General features: G+C 66.0%; 16 protein-coding genes. 4 read left to right on the top strand and 12 right to left on the bottom strand.

The features are described 5' to 3' along the window. Positions 1-13: 13 nt before the first annotated feature. Positions 14-103 carry a K(+)-transporting ATPase subunit F gene (locus EN853_RS15430; protein WP_036257910.1) on the bottom strand — a complete coding sequence of 30 codons (90 nt, stop codon included), beginning with the start codon at positions 101-103 and terminating at the stop codon, positions 14-16. 624 nt (positions 104-727) lie between these two features. On the opposite strand from EN853_RS15430, the gene EN853_RS15425 reads away from it, so the two are divergent. After that, positions 728-2,518, top strand: coding sequence for an NAD(P)/FAD-dependent oxidoreductase (locus EN853_RS15425; protein WP_127860623.1), 1,791 nt, complete (start codon positions 728-730; stop codon positions 2,516-2,518). A 45-nt stretch (positions 2,519-2,563) separates the two neighbouring features. On the opposite strand, the gene EN853_RS15420 is transcribed toward EN853_RS15425, so the two are convergent. Further along, positions 2,564-3,796 (bottom strand): amidohydrolase/deacetylase family metallohydrolase, encoded by a 1,233-nt coding sequence (locus tag EN853_RS15420; protein WP_127860622.1) that lies wholly within the window; start codon positions 3,794-3,796, stop codon positions 2,564-2,566. Positions 3,797-3,823: 27 nt separating this feature from the next. Beyond that, positions 3,824-4,189: a RidA family protein gene (locus EN853_RS15415; protein WP_127860621.1), complete on the bottom strand. Its 366-nt coding sequence runs from the start codon at positions 4,187-4,189 to the stop codon at positions 3,824-3,826. Positions 4,190-4,374: 185 nt separating this feature from the next. Between EN853_RS15415 and EN853_RS15410 the strand changes: the two genes are divergently transcribed. After that, positions 4,375-4,860, top strand: a complete 486-nt coding sequence (locus EN853_RS15410) for a hypothetical protein (RefSeq protein ID WP_127860620.1) — start codon at positions 4,375-4,377, stop codon at positions 4,858-4,860. Positions 4,861-4,915: 55 nt separating this feature from the next. Here EN853_RS15410 and EN853_RS15405 read toward each other — a convergent pair whose 3' ends face one another. Then, complete coding sequence (locus EN853_RS15405) at positions 4,916-5,170, bottom strand: hypothetical protein (protein WP_127860619.1); 255 nt, start codon at positions 5,168-5,170, stop codon at positions 4,916-4,918. 344 nt (positions 5,171-5,514) lie between these two features. Here EN853_RS15405 and EN853_RS15400 point away from each other — a divergent pair, with 344 nt between their 5' ends. Next, positions 5,515-7,014, top strand: a complete 1,500-nt coding sequence (locus tag EN853_RS15400) for an ATP-binding protein (protein WP_127860618.1) — start codon at positions 5,515-5,517, stop codon at positions 7,012-7,014. A 28-nt stretch (positions 7,015-7,042) separates the two neighbouring features. Here EN853_RS15400 and EN853_RS15395 read toward each other — a convergent pair whose 3' ends face one another. The 8 genes from EN853_RS15395 to EN853_RS15360 all read right to left on the bottom strand — a co-directional run bounded on the left by EN853_RS15395 (position 7,043) and on the right by EN853_RS15360 (position 15,970). Then, positions 7,043-8,029 (bottom strand): ABC transporter permease, encoded by a 987-nt coding sequence (locus tag EN853_RS15395; protein WP_127860617.1) that lies wholly within the window; start codon positions 8,027-8,029, stop codon positions 7,043-7,045. After that, positions 8,026-9,012 carry an ABC transporter permease gene (locus tag EN853_RS15390; protein ID WP_127860616.1) on the bottom strand — a complete coding sequence of 329 codons (987 nt, stop codon included), beginning with the start codon at positions 9,010-9,012 and terminating at the stop codon, positions 8,026-8,028. Before EN853_RS15390 ends, EN853_RS15395 begins: the two co-directional genes overlap by 4 nt. Continuing rightward, complete coding sequence (locus EN853_RS15385; RefSeq protein ID WP_127860768.1) at positions 9,009-10,556, bottom strand: sugar ABC transporter ATP-binding protein; 1,548 nt, start codon at positions 10,554-10,556, stop codon at positions 9,009-9,011. The genes EN853_RS15390 and EN853_RS15385 overlap by 4 nt, the downstream gene beginning before the upstream one ends. Positions 10,557-10,648: 92 nt before the next feature. Beyond that, positions 10,649-11,683 carry an ABC transporter substrate-binding protein gene (locus EN853_RS15380; protein WP_127860615.1) on the bottom strand — a complete coding sequence of 345 codons (1,035 nt, stop codon included), beginning with the start codon at positions 11,681-11,683 and terminating at the stop codon, positions 10,649-10,651. Positions 11,684-11,757: 74 nt separating this feature from the next. Beyond that, entirely contained in the window at positions 11,758-12,669 is a 912-nt protein-coding gene (locus EN853_RS15375; protein ID WP_127860614.1) for a sugar phosphate isomerase/epimerase, read from the bottom strand. An 18-nt stretch (positions 12,670-12,687) separates the two neighbouring features. Then, positions 12,688-14,223 carry a mannitol dehydrogenase family protein gene (locus EN853_RS15370; RefSeq protein ID WP_245517032.1) on the bottom strand — a complete coding sequence of 512 codons (1,536 nt, stop codon included), beginning with the start codon at positions 14,221-14,223 and terminating at the stop codon, positions 12,688-12,690. Next, on the bottom strand, positions 14,220-15,002 hold the full coding sequence (locus EN853_RS15365) for an SDR family oxidoreductase (protein ID WP_127860612.1): 783 nt from the start codon (positions 15,000-15,002) through the stop codon (positions 14,220-14,222). Before EN853_RS15365 ends, EN853_RS15370 begins: the two co-directional genes overlap by 4 nt. Before the next feature lie 71 nt (positions 15,003-15,073). Continuing rightward, on the bottom strand, positions 15,074-15,970 hold the full coding sequence (locus tag EN853_RS15360; protein WP_189343886.1) for a MurR/RpiR family transcriptional regulator: 897 nt from the start codon (positions 15,968-15,970) through the stop codon (positions 15,074-15,076). 221 nt (positions 15,971-16,191) lie between these two features. On the opposite strand from EN853_RS15360, the gene EN853_RS15355 reads away from it, so the two are divergent. After that, positions 16,192-17,376 carry a Gfo/Idh/MocA family oxidoreductase gene (locus EN853_RS15355; protein ID WP_127860611.1) on the top strand — a complete coding sequence of 395 codons (1,185 nt, stop codon included), beginning with the start codon at positions 16,192-16,194 and terminating at the stop codon, positions 17,374-17,376. Positions 17,377-17,381 lie beyond the last annotated feature (5 nt).

Below are 17,381 nucleotides of genomic sequence, written 5' to 3'. Positions count from 1 at the left end.
CTCCGCGTGCCGGTCAGAAGCGCTCTGGGCGAATGAGCGCGTAGGTGAGGTAGGCAAGCAGGAACAAGGTCACCGCGCCGCCGAGGATGTAATCGAAAAGCATGGTCCGATCCTCGTGCTCAGATTCTGTCGCAGGCTTTGACGTAGGCTAAGGACAGGGCGAAGAATAAAATCCCGATCCCGAGAACAATGAAGTCCATTTCAGGCGTTCCTTGCTTTCGTTGGTGCTTTCCCGCCCGATACCGGCGGACTCAAAAACTGCATGCGAGCGCACGTCACCTTGGCGGTGACGGCGGCCAGAGCTTCTTTTCGGAACGGAATATGACCCCGATCGCCATAAAGGTTCGAGACGGGGCGGGGAGAGAAGATATAGGAATTTTATAGGGGTTTTGGCCGCGTTTTGGGTAGCCGCAAGTGGCGATCCTGGCCGACAATGTTTCCACTGCCGGCTGCTCCGGCATCCGAGTGGCAAGCAAAGCCGCCTCGAGGTCATGATGGGTCAAGGAGCCGAAGCAGCGCAGTCCGCAAATCAATCTGTGGCTATCTTACTTGCTATGCTACTTTCCTACACGGCGGCTTGAGGCGGGTCGCAATCGATGGCGCGCAAGCACGTGACTTGGACGCACGAAGGCGAAGCCGGCCAGCGGGCGGCTGGGAATGGCTGCCCAATGCCCGAAGCTGACAGTCATGCGGCTACGATCTGCGTAATCCAGGGGAATGAGGAAGAATGCTCGACATCGCACCATCGCAACAGGCGGCAACCTGGCTCGGTTCGTTCGGCCGGGCGCTCGAGGCCGGCGACATCGAGGCGGCGACCAGCCTTTTCATCGAGGATTGCTACTGGCGCGATCTGCTGACCTTCACATGGAACATAAAGACCATGGAGGGCCAGGCGGCGGTCCGAGAGATGCTGAAGGCGACGCTGACTGCGGCCAGGCCGTCGCACTGGCGCCTGTCGGGAGAGGCGAGCGTCGACGACGGCATCGTCGAGGCCTGGTTCAGCTTCGAGACGGCCGTGGCGCGGGGCGAGGGCATCCTGCGGCTCAAGGACGGCCGCTGCCGGACGCTGTTCACGGCGATGAGCGAGCTCAAGGGCTTCGAGGAGCGGAAGGGTCCGGCTCGACCGCTCGGCATTCGCCACAAGGCCGATCCCGAGCGCGAGACCTGGGCGGAGAAAAGAGCGCGCGAGGCGCGCGATCTTGGCGTGTACGAGCAGCCCTATTGCCTAGTGATCGGCGGCGGCCAGGGCGGCATCATGCTCGGCGCCCGGCTGCGGCAGCTCGGCGTTCCAACCGTCATCATCGAGAAGAACGCGCGCGCCGGCGATTCCTGGCGCAACCGCTACCGCTCGCTCGTGCTGCACGATCCGGTCTGGTACGACCATTTGCCCTACATTCCGTTCCCGGAGAACTGGCCGGTGTTCACGCCCAAGGACAAGATGGGCGACTGGCTGGAAATGTATGCCCGCGTCATGGAGCTGAACTATTGGGTCTCGACCAAATGCATCAGCGCCGCCTATGACGAGACCGAAAAGGTCTGGACCGTGGTGGTCGACCGGGTCGGCCAGCGCATCACGCTGAAGCCGAAGCACATCGTCTTCGCCACCGGCGCCTACGGGCCGCCGCGGCAGATCGCGCTGCCGGGCGCCGATGCCTTCAAGGGCGAGCTCCTGCATTCGAGCCAATATTCCACCGGCGAGAAATTCCGCGGCAGACGCGTCGCGGTGATCGGCGCGGCGAGCTCCGGCCATGATGTCAGCGTCGATCTCTGGGAGGCGGGCGCCAAGGTGACCATGGTGCAACGCTCGCCGACGACCGTGGTGAAGTCGGACACGCTTATGGAAGTCGGCTTCGAGATCTTTTCGGAGAAGGCGCTGGCGCGCGGCATCACCACCGACAAGGCCGACATGATCGTCGCCTCGACACCGTTCGCGCTGGTGCCGAAGGGTCAGCGCGCGCTCTATGACGTCATCCGCGAGCGCGACGCTGACTTCTACAAGCGCCTCAGCGACAGCGGCTTCGCAATCGATTTCGGCGAGGACGAAACCGGCCTGCTGATGAAGGCCTACCGCACCGGCTCGGGCTTCTACATCGACGTCGGCGCCTGCGAGCTGATCCTGAACGGCGAGATCGCGGTGAAGAGCGGCGTCGGCATCAAGTCGCTGACGCCGAGCGGCATCCTGTTCGAGGACGGCAGCGAGCTTGCGGTCGACGCGATCGTCTGCTGCACGGGCTACCAGTCGATGAACGAGACGGTGGCGGGAGTCGTTTCGCGCGAAGTGGCCGACAAGGTCGGTCCGTGCTGGGGTCTCGGCTCCGGCGTCAAGGGCGATCCAGGCCCCTGGCAGGGCGAATTGCGCAACATGTGGAAGCCGACGGCGCAGGAGGCGCTATGGTTCCACGGCGGCAACCTCGCGCTGTCGCGCTTCTATTCGAAATTCGTGGCGCTGCAGCTCAAGGCGCGTATGGAAGGCATCCCGACGCCGGTGTATGGCAAGCCGAGCAATTCGCGAACCTAGCGTTCGTCATCCTAGGGTCTACGCTCGGCTTCGCGTCGCTCCGCGCTAGGATGACGAGGGGCCAAAATGCCTGGCCGTAACCTCCACATGCGTATGATGCGCATGCGCCTCGAAGCGCTCGGTCTCGTTGTGGTCGGGCGCTTCGTTCGGCCACCATTTGCCGCCGAGGACGATGCCCTCTGAGACCAGCCGCTGATCCGCGACCAGCGAAGCGCCGACTGCATCGACGAAGGTGAAGCGGCCCTGCTTCAACCTGAGCACGGCGACATCGCCGATGCCGCCAACCTTCAGCGTGCCGAGCTCCGGCCTGGCGATTGCCTCGGCCGGCCGCTGCGTCGCCGCGCGCAGCACCTCGGTAAACGGCATGCCCAGCGCCAAAAGCTTCGACATGCAGACGAGGATGTCGAAGGCCGGTCCGTCGACGCAGTAGAGGTGCACATCGCTCGAGATGACATCGGGCGCGAGGCCTTCGGCAAGCATCGCTTTCGCGACTTCGAAGTCGAAGGAGCCCATGCCATGGCCGATGTCGAAGATGACGCCGCGCTCGCGCGCAAGCCGCATGTCGGGGCGCGCGGCGCCCGAGGCGAAAACCGGCGCGTTGGGGAAGGGACGGAAGCAGTGGGTGAGGATGTCGCCGCGGCGCAGGCGCGGCAGCACTTCCGAGCGGCCGGGCGGCGGTTCGTCTATATGCGCCATCAGCGGCAGGCCGGCCCTGTCGGCCGCTTCCAGCGCGAGGTCGACCGGCGCGATGCCGCTGGTGCCGCTTGCATGGCGGCCGGAGCGGACCTTGACGCCGACGACGACGTCGGCGTGCTCGCGCACGGCGGCGACCGTCTCGCGCGGCTCGCAGAGCCTGAGGTCGCTGCATTCGCCGACCGACACGGTCTTGGCGAAGCCGAATATGCCGGCGAAGGAGATGTTGACGTAAGCGAGGATGCGGACTTTCGAGCGCTCGATGACGTGGCGGCGAAAGCCCAGGAAATTGCCGGCGCCGGCGCTGCCGGCGTCGATGAAGGTGGTGGTGCCGCTCTTGGCGGCGAGCCGGTCGGCGTCGACGCCGAGCGAGGTGCCGCCCCAATAGACATGGCTGTGCAGGTCGACGAGGCCTGGCGCGACGATGCACTCCCTTGCGTCGACGACCTCACCGGCGGTCTCGGCATCGATGGCCGCGTCGATCGCCGCGACACGGCCATCAACGATGGCGACGTCGCGCTGCGCGTCCAACCCGGAGGCCGGGTCGATCACACGGCCGCCCTTGATCAGCAGGTCGAACTGCATCGGCGCCTCCTCGCTATCGTTTCGTGATCAGGCCGGCCGGTAAGCGACGGCTTCGATCTCGATCTTGATGTCGATCATCAGGCGGGACTCCACCGTTGTGCGCGCCGGCGGGTCCTTCGGGAAGTGCCTGGCATAGACCGTGTTGAAGGCGCCGAAGTCGCGGGCGTCCTCGAGCCAGACGGTGGTCTTTACCACATCGTCCATGCTGCAGCCGGCAAGCGCCAGCGCCGCCTTGACGTTCTGCAGCACCTGCTCGGCCTGCTCTGTAATCCCACCCTTGACCACGAGGCCGTCGCTTCCCACCGGCACCTGGCCGGAGACATAGACGAAATCGCCGGCCCGTACGGCGGGCGAGAGCGGGACATGCGACTTTCCAAAGCATTGCTTGGACAAATGAGCCTCCTGTTGTCGACCGGATGGGCCGCTCTTATAGCCGCCTACGCTTATCGGCGTGCTCCACACAGAGCAATGTCGGAAAGCAACATTTTTTCGAAAAATCCATGTTGCTTTATTACAAGAAGCCTGAGCATCCTGCGCCCTCAAAGCCGGCCAATCACGTATGAGAGAGGGGTGATCCGATGACCTTCGACAAGAATCCGTTTCCGGAAGGCGATGCCGACCGCCACGCGCTGTGGGAAATGCTGGTGCGGCGCGACATCGATGCCTTCCTCGGCCAGGACTGGTCGATGGTCGAGGACGATTTCACCGCCGAGAGCTTCTTCGGCATGCATGCGCATTTCCTTGCCAATGCCGACGCCTGGCGGCTGCAGTTTCCGAGGCTGGAAGTGTATCGCGACGAATGGCTGCGGCAGGCCAAGGAGACCGCGGCGACGAAATTCGCGGAGCCGCTGCGCGAGGCGCTGTTTCGCGTCACCAACATGCGCGACATCGACGTCGATGGCGACCGGGCGGTGCTGCACAAGAAATTCGATGGCTCTGTCGCCAAGGCGGACGGCGGCGTTGACCGCCTCAAATGGCAGACGCTGTATTTCTGCCGCAAGGTTGGCGGCCGCTGGAAGATCGCCGGCTTTGTCGGCTACATGCCCTACCCGCTGGGAAGCTAGGGGTCGCTTCGCGTCGCTGCGCCCAAGGATGACAACTCGAGGAGGCGTCAGCCTCCTAGAACAGGCGCGGCAACCGCTCGTCGGGCGAGCGATGGTCGAACACGACGCCCATTGTCTTACCAACGGCGGCCATGACGATCAGTTCGACAAGACGGTCGTCGCTGTCCTCGCAGGCGGGATCGGTTTGGCGGATGGCGTCAAGCATCGCCCGGGTCGAGATGGTGTCGCCGGCGCGAAATTTCGAAAGGGCAGACGAAACAAGATCTTGCACCGTCGGGTCCGTGACGGGCAGTTCCGCAGCGACGTTCATCGGCCTCCTCCTGCCATGAACCCTCCCTGAAAGGATGATACGCCGATGGCTGGATTGCGCCAGCGAAATGGTGGTCCGACCAGTGCGATTGGCGACAGCCTGCCGCCAGTTGCGCCTCAAAGCGCGTCGCGCTGAACGGATTCAGGCAACGCGCTGCAAATCTTTGCATTACGCATGTTCGTTTTCCCAAATCCGCCGCGCGCTCTCGGGTCGAGCCCGAGGGCATGCTTTGGGCGACATGCGTTAGGTGTGGAACACCGGGCCGCCGGCCGCGCCGTCCGCTCGACGCGTCGCGCTCGGGTTGCTAAGCCCCTCCCGCGCAGGGAGACTAGTCGAGTCGAGAGATGACGGTTGCGATCGAGATGGGGCAGACGACGGCAGGCGCGCCGGCGGCCCTCGACCTTGAGGAACTGCTGGCGACCCGCCTGCTGGTGCAGGGCAATTCGGGCTCGGGCAAGTCGCATCTGTTGCGCCGTCTGCTCGAACAGAGCGCGCCTTGGGTGCAGCAGACCATCATCGACCCGGAAGGCGATTTCGTCTCGCTCGGCGAGCGCTACGGCCATCTGGTGATCGATGCCGAGGAGCATACCGAGCGCGGCCTGCAAGCGGCCGGCGAGCGGGCGCGCATCCACCGCGTTTCGACGGTGCTCAACCTCGAAGGGCTCGACGCCGAGAACCAGATGCGGCGTGCCGCCGCCTTCCTCGGCGGCCTGTTCGAGGTCGCGCGCGACCATTGGTATCCGATGCTGGTGGTGGTGGACGAGGCGCAGCTTTTCGCGCCCGCCGCCGCCGGCGAGGTGTCGGACGAGGCGCGCAAGCTTTCGCTGGGCGCCATGACCAATCTGATGTGCCGCGGCCGCAAGCGCGGCCTTGCCGGCATCATCGCCACGCAGCGGCTGGCAAAGCTCGCCAAGAACGTCGCGGCGGAGGCGTCGAATTTCCTGATGGGCCGCACCTTCCTCGACATCGACATGGCGCGCGCCGCCGACCTGCTTGGCATGGAGCGGCGGCAGGCGGAATCGTTTCGCGACCTGGAGCGCGGGCATTTCATGGCGCTCGGGCCCGCGCTGTCCCGCCGTCCGCTGAGCTTGCGGATCGGATCGACCGAGACGAGCCCGCGCAACGGCACGCCGCGGCTGATGCCGCTGCCAGAGGCGGCGCTGGAGGATGCGCGCTCGATCATCCTTGCGGCGCCGCCGCCGGAGACCGTGCGGCCGCAGCGCCGGCCCTCGCCGGACCTGCTCGATCAGCTGATGGCGGCCAAGGCCGCGCCGCTGGACATCCGTCCTGAGCCCGCCGAGCCGCAGCCCAGCGCCGAGGACCTTGCCGAGCGGCGCGAGCGGATGGACCGCATCCTGCGTGCCATCCTGGCCGAGCCCGATGCCGGGTTCCGCGTCATCGGCGTGCTTTACCAGGAATTCGTGGTCCGCTGCCGGATCGAGGGGCTCGCTTCGGTCGTGCCCGACCTGTCGGAGTTCCGCCGCATGCTGACACGCGCCCGCGCCGGCGTCGGCTCCGACATGGCCGAGGACGATGCGTGGCGGGACGTCTCGGTGCGCGCCTCGCTGCTGCCGGAGGACATGCAAGGCGTGTTCATGATGATCGCAAGGGCGGCAAAGGAAGGCTGGCCCTGCCCGAGCGATGCGGCGATCGCCCGCGCCTACGGCTCGCATTCTCTGCGCCGGGCGCGGCGGCTGCTCGACTATATCGAGGAGCAGGGCCTCATCGTCTGCCAGGTCGACGGCACCGGCCGGCGCACGGTCACGCTGGTCGAGCTCGCCTGGGCGACGGCGCCGGGCGATCCAAATGCCGGAGAAGAAGAGCCGGGCAGACTGGCGGTGTGATACGTCGAAGCACCGGCGGGCCTTTCGCCTACCGATCCTCGATGATCCTCAAATACGCCGCCGTCACGAACAGCACGATGAAGCCGAAGAGGATACGGCGGCCGCCTTCGGGCATGTGCAGGATGGTGAGCAGCGTCGTCAGCACGGTGAGGATCAGCGCGCCGACGATGGTGCCGGTGTAGCCGCCGCGGCCGCCGAAGATCGAGGTGCCGCCGATGACGGCTGCGGCCACGGATGGCAGCACCAGCGGTTCGGCGAGCGACAGCGACGGCGCCTTGATCAGGCCGATATAGAGCAGGCCTGTGATGCCGGCGAGCAGGCTGGAGATGACATAGAGCGACGTGATCACCTGCCAGTAGCGGACGCCGGACAGGCGTGCCGCGCGCTCATTGTCGCCGACGGCGTAGAGCAGGCGGCCGAAGCCGGTGCGGTTGAGCGTGAAGACGATCAGCACCGCCACCGGAACGAACAGGAAGAGCGCGTTGGGGAAGCCGTAGGTGAGGCCGGTGCCCAGCCAGTTGAGGAAGTCCGGGATCCTGGCGCCGGAGGCGATCACGGTGCGCTGATAGACCTGCAGGAAGCCGGTGCCGATCAGGCTGGTGCCAAGCGTCATGATCAGCGGATGGACGCGGAAGACGCCGACGCCGATGCCGTTGACGAAGCCGATCAGCACCGCCGGCAGCATGGCCAGGACAAATGCCACCGCCGGATCCTGGTTGACGATCTGGGTCGCCATGATGAAGGCGCTCATCGTCGCCACCGTGCCGACGGAGAGGTCGATGCCGCCGGTGAGCATCGTCATGGTCTGGCAGCCGGCGAGGATCGCCAGCGGAATGGCGAACTTCGCCGTGTTGGCGATCCAGCGCTCGTTGACGATGCCGGGGCGCAGGGCCTGCAGGATAACCACGAGGATGACGAGCAATATGATCAGCGGAATGAGCGGCCGGTCCGCCATGAAGCGCTTCAGGCGCCGCCCGAAAGAGACCGGCTGGGACATGGTCGCGCTTGAGCTCATGGCGTTGCTCCTGCCGGGCGGCCGCGAATGGTGATGAAGGCGCCGAACATCACGACGGCGACCATGATTGCGCCCTCGATGATGGCGGTGACGTTGGGGTCGATGGCGAGAAGCGTGAGGTCGGTGCGCACCAGCCTGAGCACGAAGACGGCGATGATCGGCCCGAGCAGCCCCCCCTTGCCGCCGCCAAGCGCGACGCCGCCCAGGACCACCGCCGCGACGCTGGCAAGCAGATAAGGGCCGGGGATCGGCGCGCCGATGCCGGTGCTGATGGTGAGCGAAAGGCCGCCAAGCGCCGCGAACAGGCCGGAGAGCGCATAGGCGACGATCCTGGTGCGCGCCACAGGCACGCCGCTGCGGAAGGCGGCGAGCTCGTCGCTGCCGATGGCGTAGATGGAAGGTCCGAGGCGTGAGCGCCTGAGCGGGATCCAGATGACGAAAAGGCAGACGACGAGTAGCACCAGCGCCTTCGGCACCCAGGCGTCAATATTGTCAGGCACGTTCGGTATCGGCATGGTGCCGACGACGGTTGCCTTCAGCCACTCGGCGGCGCCGCCGCCAGGAGCGTCGAGCACCAGAAGCGCCGCCCCCTGCAGCACGAACAGGGTTGCCAGGGTGACGACGATATCCGGCACACGGGTGACAACGATAAGGAAGCCGTTCAGCGCGCCGAGCACCAGCCCCATGGTGAGCACGAAGGGCACGACGAAGAAGGCGTATTCCTCGCTGGCGCCGTTCATCATCGAGGCGGCGGTCACACTCGTCAGCGCCATCATCGCGGCGACGGAGAGGTCGATGCCGCCGGCGATGACGACGACGGTCTGGGCTGCCACTGCAAAAGCGTAGGGCAAGACTGCCCGCGCGAGCGAGCCGAAGTCGCCGCTGCCGTAGCCCGGCTGGATCAGCTTGGTGACGACGAACAGGAATATGAGCAAGGCGAGCAAGCCGGCGACCCAGCCCTGGCGGCGCAGGAAGCGGGTCATGGCGCGATCCCCGTATCGGAGGCGGGCCTGACATCGGCCAGGATGCCGACATCCTCCCTGGCGCCGCGCGGCAGGCCGTAGGCGGCCCGCATCAGCGCCGGCTCGTCGGCAAGCTCGACCGGGAACGTATCGACGACGCGACCGCCGAAGATGACGATGACGCGGTCGCAGACACGCTGCACCTCCTCCAGCTCGGACGTGTAGAACAGCACCGACTTGCCGAGGCCCGCGAGCTCGCGCAGCAGCTTGTAGATTTCCTGCTTGGTGCCGACATCGATGCCGCGGGTCGGGTCGAAGCAGAGGATGGTGCGGGCGTCCGCGGCGATCCAGCGGGCGATCGTCACCTTCTGCTGATTGCCGCCGGAAAGGCGCTGCACCTCTCCCTGCGCGCGGGTGTCGATCTGCAGCCTGGCGATGGCGCTGGAAACCACCATGCGTTCCCGCTGCACCCGGATCGGCCCCCATTTGCGGAGTGCTGCACTGAAGGGCAGCGCGATGTTCTCGCGCACCGAGCGCTGCATGGCGAGCGCCTCGGTCCGGTCACCAGGCACATAAGCGATGCCGGCTTGGATCGCGTCGCTCGGATGCGAAAACTTCACCGGCGCGCCGTCGACCTCGATCGTGCCGCCGGCCGGCCGGATCGAGCCGGCAAGCGCTGCAAAGAGCTCATCCTGGCCCTGGCCCTCGAGCGCGACGACACCGGCCACCTCGCCATTGGCGAGATCGAAGGAGACATCGTTGAGCTTGGTGCCGAGCCGAAGGTTGCGCACGACAAGCCGAGGATGGCTATCCTGCACGGACGACGCCTCGCTTGCCATCCTGGCGGCGGCGACGCTGGTCTTTTCGATGCGGGCACCGAGCATCATCTCGACGATCTTTTCCTCGACGCCCGGCTCGATGTCGACGACGCCGACAGTGGCGCCGTCGCGCAGCACCGTGGCGCGGTCGCAAAGCGCGGAGATCTCGACGAAACGGTGCGAGATGAAGATGACCGAGCGGCCGCTGTCGCCCTGTCGGCGCACAACTTCCAGCACCTTTTCGGCGAGGTTGGCGGGAAGCGCTGCGGTCATCTCGTCGAGCAGGAGCACGTCGGGCTCGACGGCCAGCGCGCGGGCGAGGTCGAGCACGCGCAGGACGGCCAGCGGAATGTCGCGCGCGGTCTCGCGTATGTCGAGGTCGGGAATGCCGAGCTCGCGCACCCAGGCGCGGAACGGCTCGACCGGCGTGCCGGTCAGGCGAAGGTTCGAGAGGACATCCAGATCCGGGATCAGCGCCGGCTCCTGATAGACAGGCAGCAGGCCGGCGCGGCGCGCGGCAGCGGGCGAGCGGACATCGCGGGTCTCGCCGCGGATCAGGATGCGGCCGGTGTCCGCCCGCAGGGCACCGGTCAGGATCTTCACCAAGGTCGATTTGCCGGCGCCGTTGGCGCCCATCAGCGCATGAACTTCACCCGGCAACACCGACAGCGAGGCGTTGCGCAGTGCCGCCACCGCGCCGTAACTCTTCGCGACGCCCGTGGCGTCCAGCAATGGGCTTTTCGGCAATTCATTCGTCATCAGAACGGGTGTTCTCGGCTCAAGCATCGAGGACGGCAAGGTTGATACCTGCCGCCCTCGTGGTTCAAGTCAATGGACGATTATTCGCCCGGGCCCTTGCAGGCGACGATCTGGTCCTTGGTGTAGGTGGTCCAGTCCGGGATCGAGATCGAGACCGGCCACTCGGGGCTGAGCGACGGATCGGCGGCCGCCTTGAGCTTGGCCTTGCCCGCATCGGTGGCGTTCTCCCAGAGCTGGGGCTCGACCAGCACGGTCTGCTGCGCCGGCTTCTTGCCGTCGAGGATCTGCAGCGCCAGCGTGACGCCAGCGCCGCCGATCGAGCCGGGATTGGTGACGGCCGCGCCGACCAGATCCTTGACCGTGTTCAACTGGCCGACGAAGCCGGCATTGTCGGCGCCGACGACCGGCACCATCGGCGCCTGCTGCTCGACCAGCGCGTCGACAATCACGTTGTCGATGCCGGAGGTCCAGATGCCGTTGATCGGCGTTCCGGTGGCGAGGAAGGAGAGGATCTGCTGCTTGGCCTGGTCCTGCTGCCAGCCGGTGAAGACTTCCTGCGCGACCTTCACGTCGGGGAATTCGGCCAGCGCCTTCTTGAAGCCCTTGTCGCGGTCGCTGTCGGCCGAGGCGCCGGCGGCGCCGCGCATATACAGCACCTCGCCCTTGCCGCCCATCTTCTGGAACAGCCACTTGGCGCCGAGATAGGCGTACTGCTCCTGGTTGTTGGAGATAATGTAGGCGGACGGCTCGGTGACGGCCTGGTCGACGGCGACGACAACGATGCCGGCCTTGGTCGCTTCCTCCAGGCCCGCCTTGATGCCGGCCGGGTCGGCCGGGTTGACGACAATGGCGTTGACCTTGGCGCTGATCAGGTTGCGGATGTCCTCGAGCTGGCCGGCGGCGTCGGTGTTGCGATGGGCGATGTTGAGCTTCGCCACCTCGCCGGACGCCAAAGCCTGCGCCTTCATGGCGCAGATCATCTCCTCGCGCCAGCCGTTGCCCTGCACGGTGTTGGAAATGCCGATGGTGTACTTGCCCTCGGCGGACGAGACGCCCACCGAGGCAAGCAAGGCGGCGCCGGCAAGCAGCGGGGCCATGGTCAGGTATTTCTTCATTTCAGTACTCCTCCACATTGACTGTCAGTTGCAGTTCCAGGGTTCCGATCGCATCGGACCCAGGCCGTGTTCCTTCATTTGACGAAGGGCCGCAGCACGTCGCGGGCCAGCAGGAAACCGCGCTTCACCTTGTCGTCGCTCCCCTCGAAGCGCCGGTCCTCGTGCTCAATGATGACCGGCCCGTCATATCCGGCCCGATAGAGGCCCGAAAAGATGGTGCTCCAGTTGATGTCGCCCAGCCCCGGCATGCGTGGCACCTGCCAGCCTATGCCAGCCGAAAGGATTCCGCGCTCGTACAAACCATCATGATCAATCATCAGGTCCTTGGCATGCACATGCAGCATGTGCGGGCCGAACTCGCGGATGAAGCGCTCCTTGTCGATCATCTGCCAGACGAGGTGCGAGGGGTCGAAATTCATGCCGACGTCGCCGCCCCATGCCTCCAGGATGCGGCGCCAGACATAGGGCGAGTAGGCGATGTTGTGCCCGCCCGGCCATTCGTCATAGCTGAAGATCATCGGGCAGTTCTCGAAGGCGAGCCTGACGCCATGCTCGCGCGCATGAGCGATGATCGCTGGCCAGATTTTTTGCGCTGCCTCCCAGTTGGCGTCGACAGTCTTCGAGGCATCGCCGCCGCAGAAAGTGTTGACCAGCGAGACGCCCATGCGGCTTGCCAGCACGATCACCTTCTTCAGGTGATCGATGACCGCCTCGCGATGCGCCTGGTCGGGGTGCAGGGGGTTTGGATAGAAGCCGAGGCCGGAGATCGTCAGGCCCTTGCCGGCGAGCTCCGCGGCGATGTCCCTGGCTTCAGACGCGGCGATGCCGGCGTCGATATGGCTGGTGCCGGCGTAGCGGCGGCTGGCGCCGGAGGCCTTCGGCCAGCAGGCGATCTCGAGCGCCTCGAAGCCGACCGACCGTGCCCAGTCGGCAACGTCCCCGAGTGCAGTATCGGGAAATGGTGCCGTGAGTAGTCCAAGCTTCATGATACCTCCCTTCTTGTACTATGCAGATCGCGCTGGTCGCTTCAACCGCGCATCTGTTGGTTCAGCGCAGACATGTCTGACAAAGGCCATTGGATCGTCTGAGAGCAGGCCCTCGAGACTGGCGACGAGACTTGCGCGGAACATGTCGCTGGCGGCGAGTGATGGGTCGAAGATGGCCTCGATCGCCAGGATTGCATTGGCCAATTCCGTGCTGTCGGCGCCAACGCGATCCGCGATCGCCGCAACCCTCTCGGCAAAAGGATCGGACACCTGCCAGGCGCGGCCGAAGCGGGCGGAGGCCTTGATCAGATAGGCCATCCAGGCGGCGACCGAGACCGACAGCAGCGCGATGCTATCGCCCTTGGCCAGGCGGTCGCGGATCGGGTTGAGCAGGCGCTGGACGATCTTCTGCGAGCCGTCGGTGGCGATCTGGTGGTTGCGGTGGCGGATCGCCGTGTTGGCAAGGCGCGCGAGGCTTTGCTCGACATAGGCCTGTGGCGAGATGCCGGGCACAGGCATCAATGTGGGTACCGTCTCCTCCGTCAGCATGCGGCGGATGAAGGTCGCCAGGAGGGAGTCGGCGATCGCTTCGAAAGTGTGCGCGAAGCCGCCGAGCACGCCGAGATAGGAGAGCGTGGTCTGGGCGCCGTTCAGCACCCGCATCTTGAGATGCTCGAACGGGGTGACGTCGTCGACAAAGGTCGCGCCGACAAGGTCCCAGCGCGGCACGCGGCCGGCAAAGCGGTCCTCGATCACCCATTGGCGAAACCGCTCGCCGACGACTACGGCGCTGTCGCGGTAGCCGAAGCGCTGCTCCACGGTGTCGATATCGGCCCCGGTCGTTGCCGGGGCGATGCGGTCGACCATGGCCGAAGGGAAGGCGACGTTGGCGGCAAGCCAGTCCGCCAGCTTCTTGTCGCGCCGTTCGGCGATCGTCCGCACGGCGTTGCCGAGGATGATGCCGTTGGCCGGGATGTTGTCGCAGGACAGCAGCGTCACTGGCCGGCCATGCGAGGCCATGCGCAGCTCCAGCGCCTTGGCTAGTATGCCGGGCACGCTGCGCGGCGCTTGCGGGTTGGCGAGATCGTGCACGATGTCGGGATGGTCGAGGTCGAGCGCGCCACTCGACGGGACATGGCAATAGCCCTTCTCTGTCACCGTCATGGTGACCATTTCGATCTCGGGGGAAGCGAGCACCTCAAGCGCCGGCGCGGCATTGTCCTGGCTGTCGACGACGCCCACGATGCTGCCGATGACACGTGCCTCGACCTCGTCGTTCTGGCGGATCAGCCGCGTGTAGAGGCCGTCCTGCCGGCCAAGCGTATCGGTAAGCAAAGGCGGACGAATATTGATGCCGACCAGTCCCCAGCGGTCGAAATTCTTCGCCAGAAGGTCGTCTGTGTATTCGGCCTGATGAGAGCGGTGGAACGCGCCGACGCCGATATGGGCGATGCCCGGCTTGAGCGCCGCTCGATCGTAAGCCGGCTGGCGGACCTCGGACGGCAAGTTGCCGAGCAGGGCAGGGCCGAGGTTCGCGGCGTGCGCTGGGCTCACCGGTTGGCTCCGATCACCCATTGCTCCTGGTCGATCAGCGCGCCTGTCATCGGGCCGGCGGCGTCGGAGAGCAGGAAGACCGCGAGGTTCGCGACATCGCTTGTCGAGAGCAGCCTGCCGAAAGGCTGCGCGGCATTGGCGGCGTCGAGCCAGCCCGGACCGAGGCCCAGCGTCTCGGCCTGCATGACGCGTTCGGCCGGCGTGTCGGTCCAGCCGACATTGATGCCGTTGACGCGGATGCGGTCGAAGCGATGGGCGTTGGCGGCGTTCTTGGTCAGCGTCGCCAGCGCGCCCTTGGTGGCGGAATAGACGGCAAGCTCCGGCGCGCCGCAATGCGCATTGATCGACAGGATGTTGACGATGGCGCCGCCTTCACCACGCTTCTTCATGTCGGCGATCGCCGCCTGCATCAGGAAGAAAGGCGCGCGTGCGTTGACGGCGAACAATGGTTCCCAGTCGTCCAGGCCGGCGTCGACGAAGGAGGCGCGGTCGGTCAGAGCGCCGGCATTGACCAGCCCGTCGATGCGGCCGAAGCGCTCGATACAGGTCCGCGCGAGCTGCGCCGGGGTCTCGGGATCGCTGAGGTCGGCGGCGACGAATGCGGCAGGCGTGCCCAGGGCCGACAGTTCCGCCGCGACAGCGTCGCCGCGTTGCCGGTTGCGGCCGGTGATCAGCAGGCCGGCAGCGCCGGAACGCGCGGCCGTCTCGGCGATCGCGCGGCCGATGCCTTGCGTCGAGCCGGTGACCAGCACCACCTTGCCGTCGAGCCGAACCTCCATTCCTTCTCCCGGAACAAAGTTTCTATTTTTTCGAATATGGAACGAAAGTTCCCGATAGTCAATCGCGCCCGTCAGCCTGTCCGGCGGGTGACGACGCCGTGGACCAAAGCCATGCCGACGGCGAGCGTCGCGGCCAGTGAACGGAAGCCTGCGAAATCCTGTTCCACCACCTCCAGCCAGGTGTCGGAGAGTTTCACCAGCGGCGAGAAGGTGCTGTCGGTGATGGTGACGATGCGCGCCTTGCGCTCATGCGCGACGGCAACCAGGTCCGGCGTGATCGAGTTGTAGGGGCTGAAGGAGACGGCGAGCACCGCGTCGCGGGGGCCGGTGCAGCCGACCTGGTCGAGCGCGGTCGAGCCGACATTGTCGACCAGCACATTGCGCACGCCCTGCTGCGACAGCGTCAGCGAAAGATAGGTGGTGACGGGGAAGGCGCGCTTGCTGCCGATGACATAGATCAGCTCGGCTCCGGCGAGCAGGTCGGCCATCTTCTCGAAGCTGTCGATGTCGAAGCCGCTGCCGATGCGGCCGAGCGAGGCCTGCGAGGCGCCGACCATGCCGTTGAGGAAATGCAGGTCGGCGTTGGGTCCTGCCGGGCGTTCGGCGTCCACGCGTTCCGGCCAGGAGCCTTTCATATGGTCCTTGAACAGGCCCTGGAAATCGGAGAATCCGGCATAGCCGAAGATTTGCGCGAAGCGCACCAGCGTCGAGGGCTGCACGCCGGCCTGGTCGGCCACCTGGGCGATGGTGCCCAGCGCCACGTCGCTCGGATGCTGCCACAGGAAGATGGCGACCTGGCGCAGCCGCTTCGGGAAATGCACGGTGCCGGAGGAGAGCACGGCGCGCAGCTCTTCATAGGTTTGCGGTTTGGTGTAGCCGAGCGCTGCGAGCGAGCGGCCGCGCTTCCCTGCCGCCGTCTCCAGGCTGAGTTGAGACGGTTCATTCGCCGGCTTGCGACGGTTGCTCATGCTGTGGACCCCGCCACGGCCCCAAAGATCGGATGCGTCATCCGAACCTCCCTTCCGGATGCGGCCCATCAACCAGGCCACGGAAAAAGCTAACGCGGCACAAGAATTTTACAAAACAAAAAATAGAAATATCATTCGAAAATATGGTAGTCGGCGTCTGGCAAAGCCCCCCGCGACGACTGCCGTACCGGATCGCCATTCAGAAGAGGATAATCGCAACCATGGTCTATGCAACGGCTGACGGATCGAAGCGCAAACGACTGGCGGTCGGCATGGTTGGTGGAGGGCGCAACGCCTTTATCGGCGCCGTGCACCGGCTGGCCATGCGGCTCGACGACCAGATCGCGTTGGTGGCCGGCGCGCTGTCCTCGGACCCGGAAAACGCCGCCGCATCGGCGACCGAGATCGGCATCGCGCCGGAGCGCAGCTATGCCGACTATCGCGCCATGGCAAAGGCGGAAGCGGCTCGCCCCGACGGCATCGAGGCGGTCGTCATCGTCACGCCAAACCATCTGCATGCGCCGATCGCGACCGCCTTCCTCGAGGCCGGCATCGACGTCATCTGCGACAAGCCGCTGTCGACAACGCTTGCCGAGGCCGAAGCGCTGGTGTCGCTGACAAGAGCGAGGAAGCGCCGCTTCGTCGTCACGCTCAACAACACCGGCTACGCCATGGTGCGGCAGGCGCGCGAGATGGTGGCGGCAGGCGAACTCGGGCGCATCGTTTCGGTGCATGGCGGCTACATCCAGGACTGGCTGACGCAGCCGATCGACGCGCAAGGCCAGAAGCAGGCCGAGTGGCGCACCGATCCGGTGCGCGCCGGGCAATCGGCGGTGCTCGCCGATATCGGCGTGCATGCCTTCAACCTGGCCAGCTTCATTTCCGGCTTCGAGGCCGAGGCGGTTTCAGCCGACCTTTTCACCGCCGTGCCCGGACGGCGGCTCGACGACAATGCGCATGTCTTGGTGCGCTGGACCGGCGGCGCGCGCGGCACCATTCTCGCCAGCCAGACCTCGCCGGGCCACTACAATGACCTTTCGGTGCGCATCTATGGCGAGAAGGCTGGGCTCGAATGGTCGGGCGCGCGGCCGGAGGAACTGCGCTTCTCGCCCTATGGCGAAGAGACGCGCACGCTGGTGCGCGGCGGCCACGGCTCGACTGCCGAAGCCCGGCGCGTGTCCCGCATGCCGGCCGCGCATCCGGAAGGCTACATCGAGGCTTTCGCCAATTTCTACCGCGACGCCGCCGACATCATCCGCGCGCATCGTTCGGGCGGAACTGTCGATGCGGCGCGCGTGGCGCAGGTGCCCGACGTTGTCGACGGCGCGCGCGGCGTGAAGTTCGTCGCGGCGGCGGTGGAGTCGAACGCGGCAGGGGGAGATTGGACGGCAGCGCGGTTTGGGTGAAGCGC

This window comes from Mesorhizobium sp. M1C.F.Ca.ET.210.01.1.1 (genome assembly GCF_004791585.1).
Taxonomy (GTDB): Bacteria; Pseudomonadota; Alphaproteobacteria; order Rhizobiales; family Rhizobiaceae; genus Mesorhizobium.
The sequence above is the reverse complement of the archived record's forward strand: the minus strand, read 5'-3'. Positions and strand labels throughout refer to the sequence as shown.

Coding starts and splice junctions, on each gene's coding strand:
- EN853_RS15430 (WP_036257910.1), bottom strand. CDS start 103: ATGCTTTTCGATTACATCCTCGGCGGCGCGGTGACCTTGTTCCTGCTT.
- EN853_RS15425 (WP_127860623.1), top strand. CDS start 728: ATGCTCGACATCGCACCATCGCAACAGGCGGCAACCTGGCTCGGTTCG.
- EN853_RS15420 (WP_127860622.1), bottom strand. CDS start 3,796: ATGCAGTTCGACCTGCTGATCAAGGGCGGCCGTGTGATCGACCCGGCC.
- EN853_RS15410 (WP_127860620.1), top strand. CDS start 4,375: ATGACCTTCGACAAGAATCCGTTTCCGGAAGGCGATGCCGACCGCCAC.
- EN853_RS15405 (WP_127860619.1), bottom strand. CDS start 5,170: ATGAACGTCGCTGCGGAACTGCCCGTCACGGACCCGACGGTGCAAGAT.
- EN853_RS15400 (WP_127860618.1), top strand. CDS start 5,515: ATGACGGTTGCGATCGAGATGGGGCAGACGACGGCAGGCGCGCCGGCG.
- EN853_RS15395 (WP_127860617.1), bottom strand. CDS start 8,029: ATGAGCTCAAGCGCGACCATGTCCCAGCCGGTCTCTTTCGGGCGGCGC.
- EN853_RS15390 (WP_127860616.1), bottom strand. CDS start 9,012: ATGACCCGCTTCCTGCGCCGCCAGGGCTGGGTCGCCGGCTTGCTCGCC.
- EN853_RS15380 (WP_127860615.1), bottom strand. CDS start 11,683: ATGAAGAAATACCTGACCATGGCCCCGCTGCTTGCCGGCGCCGCCTTG.
- EN853_RS15375 (WP_127860614.1), bottom strand. CDS start 12,669: ATGAAGCTTGGACTACTCACGGCACCATTTCCCGATACTGCACTCGGG.
- EN853_RS15365 (WP_127860612.1), bottom strand. CDS start 15,002: ATGGAGGTTCGGCTCGACGGCAAGGTGGTGCTGGTCACCGGCTCGACG.
- EN853_RS15360 (WP_189343886.1), bottom strand. CDS start 15,970: ATGAGCAACCGTCGCAAGCCGGCGAATGAACCGTCTCAACTCAGCCTG.
- EN853_RS15355 (WP_127860611.1), top strand. CDS start 16,192: ATGGTCTATGCAACGGCTGACGGATCGAAGCGCAAACGACTGGCGGTC.